This is a genomic window from Mesorhizobium sp. B4-1-3, from assembly GCF_006439355.1.
Taxonomy (GTDB): Bacteria; Pseudomonadota; Alphaproteobacteria; order Rhizobiales; family Rhizobiaceae; genus Mesorhizobium.
The window spans coordinates 25,488-38,234 of record NZ_VFTG01000037.1 but is presented as its reverse complement, the minus strand read 5'-3'; the positions used below and the strand labels follow the sequence as shown (position 1 = coordinate 38,234).

At 57.6% G+C, this 12,747-nt stretch carries 7 protein-coding genes; 6 read left to right on the top strand and 1 reads right to left on the bottom strand.

Annotation, left to right across the window (positions count from 1 at the left end):
• Positions 1-309: 309 nt before the first annotated feature.
• The gene (locus FJW06_RS27820; protein ID WP_140756564.1) at positions 310-1,779 is read right to left on the bottom strand and encodes a calcium-binding protein; all 1,470 of its coding nucleotides are present in this window, start codon (positions 1,777-1,779) and stop codon (positions 310-312) included.
• Positions 1,780-2,446: 667 nt separating this feature from the next.
• Here FJW06_RS27820 and FJW06_RS27815 point away from each other — a divergent pair.
• The 6 genes from FJW06_RS27815 to FJW06_RS27790 all read left to right on the top strand — a co-directional run bounded on the left by FJW06_RS27815 (position 2,447) and on the right by FJW06_RS27790 (position 12,714).
• On the top strand, positions 2,447-3,658 hold the full coding sequence (locus FJW06_RS27815; protein ID WP_140756562.1) for a glycosyltransferase family 4 protein: 1,212 nt from the start codon (positions 2,447-2,449) through the stop codon (positions 3,656-3,658).
• Positions 3,655-4,908, top strand: a complete 1,254-nt coding sequence (locus FJW06_RS27810) for a polymerase (RefSeq protein ID WP_140756560.1) — start codon at positions 3,655-3,657, stop codon at positions 4,906-4,908. The genes FJW06_RS27815 and FJW06_RS27810 overlap by 4 nt, the downstream gene beginning before the upstream one ends.
• Positions 4,909-4,910: 2 nt before the next feature.
• Positions 4,911-6,905 (top strand): asparagine synthase (glutamine-hydrolyzing), encoded by a 1,995-nt coding sequence (gene asnB / locus FJW06_RS27805; protein ID WP_140756558.1) that lies wholly within the window; start codon positions 4,911-4,913, stop codon positions 6,903-6,905.
• A gap of 1 nt (position 6,906) precedes the next feature.
• Complete coding sequence (locus tag FJW06_RS27800; protein WP_140756556.1) at positions 6,907-9,126, top strand: exopolysaccharide transport family protein; 2,220 nt, start codon at positions 6,907-6,909, stop codon at positions 9,124-9,126.
• 179 nt (positions 9,127-9,305) lie between these two features.
• The gene (locus tag FJW06_RS27795; RefSeq protein WP_246674891.1) at positions 9,306-11,372 is read left to right on the top strand and encodes a lipopolysaccharide biosynthesis protein; all 2,067 of its coding nucleotides are present in this window, start codon (positions 9,306-9,308) and stop codon (positions 11,370-11,372) included.
• Between the two features lie 229 nt (positions 11,373-11,601).
• Positions 11,602-12,714 carry an acyltransferase gene (locus FJW06_RS27790; RefSeq protein ID WP_140756553.1) on the top strand — a complete coding sequence of 371 codons (1,113 nt, stop codon included), beginning with the start codon at positions 11,602-11,604 and terminating at the stop codon, positions 12,712-12,714.
• Positions 12,715-12,747: the final 33 nt, after the last annotated feature.

The following is a 12,747-nucleotide window of genomic DNA, read 5'->3' as shown; positions in this document are numbered from 1 at the left end:
ATCTACGCCCTGCCGATCCAGATGCTGGCTTATTTCACCGCCGTCTTCATGGGCACCGACGTCGACCAGCCGCGCAACCTGGCAAAATCGGTGACGGTGGAATAGGCGGACGTTAACCCGCCTAAATTCAGATCATTGCCGGCGAACAGTGTCGCCGGCAATGATACCTCTTTGATTCGCGCAATCCCGATGCGTAGCGCGCTTTCGCGGCCATCGGCGATACCGCCTGGGCAACCCACTGCAGGCAGCCACCCAGCAATCCGCACGCTATGCAATGCCGGGCGGAAAGCCGCTACGCACTTTCCTGGGCTAGACCACAGCGAACGAGCTTGACGTGACCGCAAGATGAGGGGAAAGGGTGGCGAATTGGATCTGAGCCGCGCCGCCTGCCCCGTCACTGTCAAAGTACAGTGCTCCGGTCGTGCTATTGTAAACGATATGGTCGGAGCTGTCGTGCGCGGCGGTACCGGCATAGAAACCACTGCTTGCGAGCGCTCCAACGCTGAGCCCTTTGAAGATCGCGTGATCCAACTGGATCTTGTCAAGAGACGGGTTGAAGTCGGTGATCGAGGCAACATTGCCGCTGCCTAGAGCGTTACTGAAAACGAAAGTGTCGTGGCCACCATTGCCGGTCAGCCAATCGCTGCCGCCACCGCCCTTTATGACGTTGTCGCCGGCATTCCCGATGATGTGCTGACCCAGTTCGTTGCCGGTCAAATTGATTGCCGTTGTGCCGGCGTCCTTCTGGGTGCCGAGGACTTCAATCGACGAGCCGGCAGCAAGCGCATAACTCACCGACGTCCACACCCTGTCCTGGCCCTGGCCAGCGGCCTCGACCACCTTGCTGGCGGCATTGTTGACATAGTAGTCGTCATTGCCTCCATAGCCCGCCATCGTGTGGATGCCGTTGTCGGTCGGGCGTAAAACATCATTGCCACTGGTGCCTTTTATGTCGGCGGTCGGGGACGTGACGGGAGGTGGGGTTGTCGTGCTGGTACTGGTGCCAGTGCCACCGCTGCTGCCAGTACTAGTGCTGGTGCTGGTATGGGTGTTGTGATCCAGGAAAAACGCCTGCATCGACGACGTGTTGCCAAGCGAGGTCTCGCCATTCTGCGAGGACCACTTATAGGCCATGTCAAAGGCGGGCGACGGAACGAGCTTTGCAAAGTGGTCTATAATGGTCTGTTCCTGGGCGGCGGTAGGCATCACATACGATCCGCCCGTATTGGTCGCCCAGCCTCCGCCCCCAAAGGCCTGATACACAGGAACGATCGCACTCTGCGGAATGCCCGCTTTCTCCGCCGCCGCCACGGCTCTATCGATGTAGTTGAAGTCGACCACGGTCGAGCGTACGGGGTAGGGATTGATCCCGTAGTAGTCGATTCCCGTGTTGGCAGGATTGTAGGTGTTGGTGTAGTCGGAGTTGTTAAACGTCCCCATTTCCATCAAGGTTATAAAGGTCTTTGCCCCCGGGAAATGCGAGTGAATCCAATCTGATTCGGCCTTCAGATTTGCGGCGGTGACCTGCGTATGGTACTTGCCCGTGGGATCGGGCTCGTCAGTGAGATAAAAGCCGAAAACCTTCGAATTACCGAGGAGGGGCGTCACCTTGTCTATGAAAGACTGGGTCACCCCGCTGCCTTCATTCAGGTAAATTAGGGCCTTGGTGCCGTTCGGCAGAGCGTTTACCGATGACGCGTACTGAAGGTCAACGAGATTGAAGCCATCAGCTATAGCGGCCGATGCAGGGGCGCCATAGGCATAGTGCATGGTAGCCATGCGAAAATCCTTCTTTTGACTATTTACCACCCCATGTCGTTGCCTAACGAGAGTCTCCATTAGCGCAAAATCACATTAGGGGATGCGTTGATAGAATGATTGATCAGCGTCGTCGCCGGCATTGGAAGCGGTGGTTCGGAGTCACCGCGCCATTGCCGGAGCGCGAGGCCGCCGGAACGGCAGTCTGACAGGTCATCCCGCCTCAGATTACAAGACGAAGACAAGGCGATGGCTGGATGCGGGGTCTGATGCGGCGAACTGGTTCGGCGGCATCTCCGCGGTCATCGCCGTCACCTGTAGATGCGGCCGTAGGACGCGCGGGACGAGAAACTCGTCGCTTGGCAAATTACCCGGCTGGCGCGCGACAAGGCGGCATGTTCGCCAACCTGAAGTTGGCCGGCAGCTCAGTCGAAAAACCCAGTGCGCCTCCCGAGGATGGGCCGGAATCCCGATATCAGAAACCGAGGCTCGATGCTTCGGTCCAGCCTGCCTTGCTCCCGGCATGAAACCGCTCATTCAAACGGACGAGGACATTGGGCAGGCCTGCCCGTACCGTGAACCTTGGCGCAAAACTTGTGTCTGCGTAGCGAGCCAAGATCATGGAAGCAGGAAGAAATGCTGACCAGTGCACGCGACCCGGGTCAGACGGGCGGTCGGGGGAGACAGCATGAACCCGCATCTCGTGTGTGTTGGAGGCGAGGACCACGCCTTCAGGATACCGTTTCTGCTGTCGCTGCGCCAGAAGGGCTTCCAAGTTACTGCGGTGTCGAGCGGTCTGGATACGGCATTTTCGCAGCACGATATTCCGCACCATCGCTACGGTTTCGACCGATTTTCCAGCGGGAGTGGGGGCGCGATAAGGACGATTGGCAAACTGATCTCGGACCTGCGCCCGGACATTGTACAGAGTTTTGATACCAAGCCCAATCTCTTGACGCCGCTGGCGATAAGGGGGCGCGTTCCGGTCATCCGTACCATCAATGGCCTTGGCTGGACGTTTTCTTCTCTGCAGCCGAGAGCCATGGCGCTGCGTCCCGTATTTTGTGGATTGCAGTGGCTTTCGTCGCTCTGGACGGCGGCGACAGTGTTTCAAAATCGTGACGATCGCGCTTTCTTTGAGCGCTACCGACTGATAGCGCGCGGGACTGGTCGCTTGATCCGCAGTTCCGGGATCGACATCGACGGCTTTACCCGGGCAAGACAGAGTGCACCGTCGCCGCGGGCGATGCGCGAGCAGCTCGGGCTTTCATCGGCTGAAGTGATCATTTTTGTCGGCCGGCTGACGCGCGAGAAGGGCATCCCAACGCTGCTTGAGGCAGTTCCGCGCGTTCTTGAAAAAAGGCCGAATGCGCGTTTCGTACTTGTCGGCCCCTGGGAATCCGAGGGGCCGTTCGCCGTCGACAAATCGGAAATCGAACGTCATTCCCCTCACGTCATTGCACTGGGTCCGCGGCGCGATGTTCCTGCCCTTCTCGGAATGGCGGATCTGTTTGCCTTTCCGACACAATATCGAGAGGGCGTGCCGCGCGTCCTGCTCGAGGCGGGATTGGCTGGACTGCCTGTCGTGGCCTCAGACATGCCGGGCTGCAACGAAGTGATCGAGCCCGGCTGGAACGGATACCTTGTTCCAGCCGGCGACGCCAATTCCTTAGCTGCGCGAATAAACGAAATCCTGTCCGACCGCGCCAAGGGAGCGGAGATGGGCGCTCGTTCCGTCGAGTTCGTGAAGCAGCATTTCGCACTGCCGCTTGTGGTCGATCAGTATTGCGATCTTTACGAGCATGTTCTTGGCGCCAGTCCATCCGGCGTGACGGCCCGTCAGGCTTCGCGGTTACAGAGCGATGTCGCGATCGGGGGGCTGGGCGAGGTAAGCCAATGATCCGCGATGTGCTGCTGGCTGCAGGTGTTGCAATGGCCTATGCATCGCAGCTCGAAATTCCGGGAGCACCCTTCGGATATAGCGAATTGTTCCTTGCGCTTTGGGTTATGCTCTCCATCGGGCGGGTGTTAGCTGGCGGCAAGCTGCAAGTCACGCCAGCCCTTTCCATTCTCGCGACCTTCTGGCTGATCCTGACCTTCGCTCTTGCTCTGGGGCTGATTGTCGGCCTCTTGACGACGGTACGGTACCTGGCGGCGCCAGTTCATGACATGATCGCCTATCTGCTGCTGGCGTCTGTGACCTGCCTGCTCGCAGCAGACCCACACGCGGATCGCCATCTGCGCCGCACGTCCTGGTGGATAATCACCATTGCCGATGTGTGCTTTGCCGTTCAACTGGGGCTTGGATTTGGCTTGTTCCACCAGCCTGGTGTGAATCCATGGTTCTGGGATCGTTTTATGGGGTGGTCGGACAATCCGAACCAACTCGCGCTCTATTGCGCAATGTTTGCCTCTATAGGGCTATACTTGGCAACCACCAGCAGCAACAGGTCGGCCAAGCTCTTCGCAATCGCCAGCCTTGCGCTGACAATTTACGTCGGAAGACTGACCAAGAGCGATACGCACCTTCTCACAACCGGACTGACCGGCCTTGTATTTCTGGGCTTGCGTATCCGGACATGGGTCACGACTGACGCAAGAGCTACTGTTGGGCGCCAGGCGGCGCTCTGGTTACTGGTGGGTCTTTTCCCGCTTTCGCTGTCGCTGTCGCCCTATGTGCTTGCCGAGACCGCCAGTGTTGAAAACTTCGCCAAGAGCCTGACCAAAGGCGCGGGTGGCGAAGCCACGGCCGAGACCGCAGCGCTGCGCATCAATCTTTGGACCAACGCGCTCAACAAAGGGCTAGAATCCGGATCCGTGGGGCTTGGTCCCGGCCCCCATGCTGACAGGTCCATCGTCGACAAGGATTTCAGCGATCTACCGTTCGAGGCTCACAGCACGCCTCTCGATCTCTATACGCAAGGTGGACTGCTGGCCGTCCTCGCCCTGTTCTGGATCCTAGGGATCAGCGCGATCTATGCGTGGCGCTCAAAGGTCGACGCGCTGGTCGCGATGTTGGTATCGATCGGAATTTTCGGTTTTCCGCACTTGATCGTTCGCCATCCCATCGTGTGGTTCTCACTCACGCTTTGCCTCATGGCCGGGACACCCAGGCCGGTTGTGGCAACTGCCAACGTCATGAGGCGATAGCAATGTGCGGTATCGCCGGAATTCTCCTCGCGCCGGACGCGCCGGCTGCAAAACCACTCAACTCCATTGTGCCAATGACGCGGGCCCTCCGCCATCGCGGCCCAGACGGTGACAGTTTCTGGAGTGATCCTGACGACGGTATCGCTTTCGGTCACAACCGATTAGCCATCATAGATTTGTCCGAGACTGGGCGCCAGCCGATGCGTTCAGCGAGCGGTCGATGTGTCATTACTTTCAACGGCGAAATATACAATTTTCACGAATTGCGCCAAGAACTCGAAAGTGCCGGTCATAATTTCCGAGGAACATGCGATACAGAAGTAGTACTTGGTGCTGTTGAGCAGTGGGGGCTTGAGAAAGCGCTTACACGATTTGCCGGCATGTTCGCATTTGGCTTGTGGGACACAAAGACCAGGATGCTTCACCTTGCCCGCGATCGGATGGGGGAAAAACCGATCTACGTCGCCCCGACCCGACATGCCCTGGTTTTCGGCTCTGAACTGAAAGCTATTCGGTGTTTCCCCGACTTTCGTCCGGAACTCAACACTGCTGCCGCAAGAGCCATGCTTTCGAATGGATGGGTGCCCGATGACAGTTGTATCTGGCGCGGAGTCTTCAAATTGCCGCCGGGATCGGTTCTGTCTTTAACTGCAGCCGATTTCGCAAAAGCGCGTCGTACCGGAACCGTTCGAAACAAGGTCCGGTTCTGGTGGTCGTTGGCAGACGTCGCCACGCAAGGCCGGCAGGACCCGATCGTGGGCAGCGACGAAGACTTGACGAACGAACTTGACCGTTTGCTTCGGCTATCCGTTCGAGAGCGCATGTGCGCGGATGTGCCGCTCGGCGCATTCCTGTCCGGCGGCATCGACAGTTCGACCGTTACAGCGCTGATGCAAGCTCAATCCCAAAAATCCGTACGCACCTTCACCATTGCCTTCGGAGAGCGCGGATTTGATGAAGCCCCGCATGCTGCCGCGGTCGCTCGACATCTGGGTACCGACCACACCGAACTGCATCTTTCACCTGCTTCCGCGCGCGATATCATTCCGGAATTGCACCGTACATGGGACGAGCCGTTCGCTGACGAATCGCAAATACCTACCTTGCTGGTGGCGCGACTTGCCCGCCAGCATGTTACGGTGGCGCTGACGGGCGACGGTGGCGATGAATGTTTCGCGGGCTACGCCCGCCATCTGATGGCGGCGCAAGCAAATCGGCGGCATCGTTTGCCTTCGCCGCTGCGTGGCTCACTTGCGGCAGGCATTGGACTTGTGGCGCGCGCCACCCGTCACGATTTTTTCGACAGGCTGCCACTTTCAGCGCTCTTCGGCCATGCATTGCGCAGCGATCGGCTGGAGCGATTGGCTCAACTGCTTGCTGCTTCGGATCAGGAGGAACTGTACCAGCGCCTGACAGGATCATCCGCGACAAGCCTGACCCGCTTTGGGCGCCGGAGTTCAATTCGCCGAGCTCCGCGGCTCGACGATTTGCTGACTCGGCTCCTCTACAACGATATGGCAGGATATTTGCCCGGCGACATCCTGGTGAAGCTGGACAGAGCCAGCATGGCGAACGGCCTGGAAGGCCGATGCCCGCTGCTCGATCATCGCATTGTTGAATTCGCCTGGCGATTGCCATCGAACGCAATGGTCCGCCATGGACGAGGCAAGTGGCTGCTTCGGCAGTTGTCGCATCGTTACGTTCCGCGCCGCCTGATAGATAGACCAAAACAGGGCTTCGATGTCCCAATAGCAGCCTGGCTGAGAGGGCCATTGCGAGGGTGGGCGAGCGACGTATTCGCCGACATGCACCACTCTAGCGACGGGCTTCTAGATTTCGACAAGGTCCAGACATGCTGGCGCGATCATCTCGACGGGAATCGCGATCATTCCCGCAGTCTCTGGGCAACATTGATGTTCTTAGCATGGCGCGGCAACGCCTGTCGGGCGCCCGCGTCAGCGAGCCGGTCGCGCATACTTGAAATGACGGGAGTGTAAGATGGAAGGATCCAAAGTCAGCCGAATTCAGCGAGCGCGCACCGCGGAAATACCTGCTGCAACACGTGAGCACAATCCGCTCATGAGGCGCCCGTTGCGTGATCCAGCAGAGGCCCAGACTCCTTTCAGCCAACTATGGGTCACCGTCGCAAGGCGGAAATGGTTTCTGTTGGCCATGGCACTCCTCGGCGGAGTGATTGCAGCGATTTTGGGATTCTCTCGCCCTGCTCAGTTCGAGGCGACAACTCAGTTAATTGTGGATGCTACAGCCAGAAATGCCACGGCCGGTGCAACTGACATGCTGGACACCAGCATGGACAACAATCTAACCTTGCTGACATCCTTGGGGCACATGCGCCGTGTTGCTGCAGCGCTGGGCAAAGTCGGGACCGAGGTGCAAAATACTGCCGACAAGGCGGCGGGGCAGGGTACTCCTTCAACACCTTCGGTGAAGAACCAATCTTTTGCGGCGGGACTGCTGGATCGAATTTGGCGCCAAGCCGATGAGTCCGGGCTCAGTCCGGGCGCCGCGGATGCAGCGCAATTGAAGCTTTTGCGGCGAGGCATAAGAGTTGGCCAAGAGCTGCGATCGCGGGTCATCACTGTCGGTTTCACCGATCCCGACCCTGTCCGGGCGGCCTTGGTGGCAAATACCTTCGCTCAGCTCTATGTCGCGGATCTCACAGCCAACACCCAGGCAGCTGATAAGGCAGAACTCGCCTCCGTCGTCGCGGCTCTGCCCAAGGTTCAGTCTGATTTGGCGCAAGCAACAGATCGCCTGGAGGAATATCGGCTCACTCACGGCGCGGTCGATCAAGGCGCGATGGACAGCGCCGCGCGGGAAACAGCCGATCTCAACCAGCAGCTCTCGTTGTCGAAGGCCGGTCTCTCCGCTGTCGAGTCTCGCCTGCAGCATATCCAGGATTTGCGGGCGTCGGGCGCGCCTGGTGCTTCCCTGGCAGAAGCCATCGGGTCACCTACCCTAGCCGATCTCGTAGCCCGCCAAAAGAAGGACCCGGACGATCAGGGCGTTGGCGCTGCCATCAAGCTCGAAATCCAACAAGGAATCGACCGCATTTCCTCTGAGGCAAACGTCTATCGTACTCAGGTTGCCGCATTGGAAGAGCGCAAGAACGTCTTGGACGCTGTGGTGGCCGATACGGCAGGCCGGGTTTCCGGGATGCGTGCGCTCGAGCCGACCGTTGCCATCCTGACGCAACGATACAATGAGCTGCTGACCAGGCAGCAGGATCTGACGCGGCGTATAGCGAACCCGTCACCGGGAGTCTCGATTATTTCGACGGCCTGGCCGCCAACGATCCCGAAGAGCCTTTCGCCTCTATACCTTATTCCCCCAGGCATGGTCGTGTTCGGTCTTATCGGGGGCATCCTGGCTCTTGTCGGCAAGCGTCTCGACCGGACTTTGCGCGGCGAAGCCGAAGCGGAAGCAGCACTTGGTTTCCCCTGCATGGGAGTGCTTCCCAAGGTGTCGCGACTCCATGCCAAGCGTTTGCAAGCTCTCATTCTTCGGCAGAAGAATTCCACCTATGGCCACGCAGCATTGTCCCTGCTGATCAATGCGGCACCCCAATCGGCTTCCGGGCGATCGTCACAAATCGCTCTCGTGACTTCCAGCGGCAAAAACGATGGCAAAACAGAGCTGGCATGGAGCTTGGCGCTCTCGGCCACGCGCCTTGGTGGTAATGTGCTTTTCGTTGATCTCGATCCGGCGGATGGGCAGTTGACCAATGAATTTGTGAGCGAATTCAGTGTCTCGAAGCCTCACGGATCCTTCGAAGGTTATGTGAAAAGCCGCAGCGAGTTAGCCGATTCGGTTGTGAACATGCCTGACCTCGGCGTGGATTTCATGGCCGCTCCAATTGCCACGGATGATCTGTTGAAGCTGCTGTCCGAAGTGGATGAGCCGCGTCACTTCACGGATCAACTGGCGGCGAAATATAACTTCGTCGTCCTCAACGGGCCCCCTGGTTTGGAAGGTCCGGAATCACGGCTACTGACAAGCTGGGCGGATTGCGTTCTGTTCGCAGTTCGCTGGGGCAGCACCCCGCGCAGCGTTGCGCGCAGCATTTTGGAGTCGTTGCAGCCTGACGGGCCGGGATCTATCCCGGTAGGGACCGTCCTCACCAGGGTGAATCTGAAACAGCACGCCCAGCATCGTTTTGGTGACAGTGGCGATCTTTTGCTGGCCAGGAACCAATAAAGCACTCAAGCTCCGGTCACCAGAAAATGATAATTGAACTCTTTGGGCCACCTGGCGCCGGCAAGGCAGTGTTTGCTCACGAACTTGCCCACCGACTGCGCGGGCAAGGTTACCCAACGAAGGTGGTTCTCAGTCATAAGCCAATGAGGAGAGAAAGAAGCGTAGACCTTGGAATATTCATGGTTGTGTTCAGAGTGCTTGCAGCGATGGTTTCAACTGCGAAGTTATTTATCTATACGCCCGATTTGATAAGATACATATCGACTGCATCATCGATGATGAAGTCGATACAGCCGAGAAAATTCATTTGGAAGGCTAGGATATGGCAGAAAATTTTAAACTTGTCCTACCGTTGGGATCAGGCCAGGCAATCGAAAGAAGTAACGATATTCGATCAAGGATACGTCCAGGCTGTTGCGGCGCTGGCGATATCTCACGGGTGTACGGACAGTGTGTCGATTGCTCAGGCGCTTAAAAAAACTCCTGATGCGGATTTTACTTTTAGAGTTGTCTTGCCTCGTTCCGTGGTCGAGACTCGCCTGCTGGAGCGGATGAGGCAAGAGCCCCTGGCCGAGCGTATTCTCGAGGCGGATTTCGACGCAAGCATGCGATCTTTCGGCGTGTTTCAGGATATCGATGACATCCTTGTGGCAAGTGGCCGCAAGACCGTTTCGGTTGAAACCTTGGACGACCAATCGCTGTCGGAAAGTGTTCAACGCGTCAGTCGCAAGATCATCTCCGAGATTGTCCATGATCGGGACATCCCAATGTGCCGAAACAAAACCGATCACCAATCGTCAACAGTGGCTACGACCTACCTGGACGATGGTAGCGATACGATAACGATACAAAAAGCCGTCGCATCCGCGGTAGAGGCGGATCCAGCCGCGCTCGGCAAAGACGAGATAAAACGCAGCCTGGGCTATGCGACTGTCTTTGCCCTGATGATCTATGTGGCCGGGGCAGGTCTGACGAGCTTGGCGCAACTGCTTATTGCGCGTATCGTAGGCTCAACCAGTTACGGCATTTATTCCTACGTACTTTCAACGACATCCGTCCTTGCTTATCTCGCCACGCTTGGATTCAACGTATCATTGTTGCGGTTCGTGTCCGCCTACAGGGCCCAGGGACGCCTTGACCTCGCTCACGGTGTAATCAGATTTGCCTTTCAGCGATCACTGGCGGTGGCGACCCTGTTCGGCGCTGCGGGCGCGACCTATATCTGCGCGTCATCGGGTTCCGGAAACAGAGAACTTGAGGTTAGCCAGCTGCTGGGTATGGCGGCAGTTCCGTTGGTCACGACCTCCGCCCTGGGAGCCGCACTCATCCGTGCTTTCGGCGGCGGGGTTTCAGCCCTTTTGCCAGAACGCATTGTGCGTGACGGGCTGCTGCTGACATTGCTGGGAATCGCAGCCTTGTCCGGGTCGTGGACTTTGAACGCACCGTTGGTGATGCAAGCGGTGGTGACCAGTTCAATCGTAACGGTCGGATTGGTCTTCGTCCTGGCCACAAGATTTCAGCCGCCCGGTTTGCGGCAGGCTGAACCTGCGGACGCATCGAAGGATTGGTGGTCGGCGGTTCCGCCCATCATGCTGATGGCGGGTCTAGATGTCTTCATCAACAGAGCAGGGGTGATGGTGCTTGGCTGGACCGGCCACATACGTGATGCAGGCATCTTTGCTCTGGGGCTGAATGTCGCCTTGCTTGTCGGTCTCTCATTGGTGGCCGTCTCCACGATGTTTTCCCCAGCAGCGGCTACACTTTTTGCGCGAGACGACCGTAAAGGCTTACAGGAGCTGTTTTCACGAGCTGCCTTACTTTCTTCCGGCGCCGCAATTGCGATGGCAATCCCCTTGCTAGTGATTGTTCGGCCGCTCCTGAGTTGGTTCGGTGAAGACTTCGGTACGGGGGCACCTATCGCGAGAGTGCTGATGCTTGGATACGTATTTGTGGCCTTATGCGGACCGCAATTGAACCTCTTGACCATGACTGGGAATGAATGGCCGGCCGCTGTGACGATGATCGTCGGCGCGGCGATTGGCGTCATCGGCTGCGTTATCGGGATAGAGATCTACGGCCCATTGGGTGCTGCAATAGGGCTCGCGCTTGCTCTTGTCGTATGGAACGTCGCAATGGCGATCTACATCGGCAAACGGCTGAAGATCATGCCTGGGCTGATCTACGCGTTGACGTCATTGAAGGGGCGCACGATCGAGAGCCACCAACGATATTGGTTCTTACCCTAACAGGGCCGGCTTCGGCCGGTGACCGGGATACAGTCACCCCCGTTTTATTTGGGAGCCGCTGAGCTTTTCCCGCTCTGGTGAGGCCGAACTCATGCAAACGCACGATGATGCAGCCCGAGGCGACAAGCACTATTGATGGGCGCTTCATAGGCTTTCTCTGTGACCTGGAAGCCCTCAGGCCAGGCTTTCGGTCCGCGTCGAAAGAACCCTGCAGCGACGAGGAGGGGCAATGGAACGGGTTGCCGACACCAACTCATTACGCTTGGCATCATTGGACCTTCTGCGACTGATCGCTGCCTTGGCGGTTGTGTGCTTTCACTATCTTTTTCGTGGCCCGATTACCGGAGATATTCACGCCGGGTATCCTGCCGCTGCGCCGTTTGCCATCTATGGCTATCTTGGGGTCAGTCTGTTTTTCCTTATCAGCGGCTTTGTCATAACGTGGTCGGCCGAGGGACGGACATGGCAGGAATTCGCCGTCGCGCGTTTCGTTCGGCTTTATCCTGGATTTCTCGTCTGCATGACGCTGACGTTTGTGGTCCTCTCGATCGCCGGCGACCCGAGATTCCCAACCAACGTTTCGACCTACATCGCCAATCTTTCCATTTTCGCCCGCGTGTTCGGCAGACCATCCATGGATGGTGTCTACTGGTCTATTATGATCGAGATCGTATTTTATGGCTGGGTTGCGGCGCTTATTTTTGCGGGCGCCTTCCAACGTTGGAAGTTAGCTATTGTCGCCATCTGGCTCGTGATTTCGGCGGCAAATGAGCTGTTCTTTGAAAATACAGCTATACGGGCTTTGCTTATTACGGGCTATGCCCCTTTCTTTGCCTTCGGTATTTTGTCCCAACAGGTCGTTGCAAAAGGTCATTCACCGGCGGGGCTCATCCTTCTTGCGGCGGCAATTCTGCTGTCGTGCCAGACGATCAGGTTTGATGAAGGCTGGATGCAGGAGCATTACGGAATGGCCGTTTCCTATACCTCTCTCGTTGCCGCCAATGGGGTTGTCTTCGGGATTTTTACAGGTGCCCTTCTGATCCGCTCCATCGTGCCCCCTTCAAAAACGGTCCTGATGCTTGGGGGATTGACTTACCCTCTTTATCTTTTGCACCAGTATATCGGTTACGTCTCTCTCAACGCGCTGGCTCCGCTAATCGGCAGGCACGCAGCATTCCTGGTCGTGTTGTCTGCGGTGCTTCTAGCCTCTTTTTTGATCTGGCGTTTCATCGAAACGCCACTACGCAAGCCGCTTATCCGTGCTTTGATGTCTGGCATGGGTCAGATCGCACCAGGCGGATCTGTGCGGGCTCGGAGGAAGAGCACCGTGGCGCCGACATAGCCTTGCTTGCCGACAGGCAGCACGGCCGCCGGC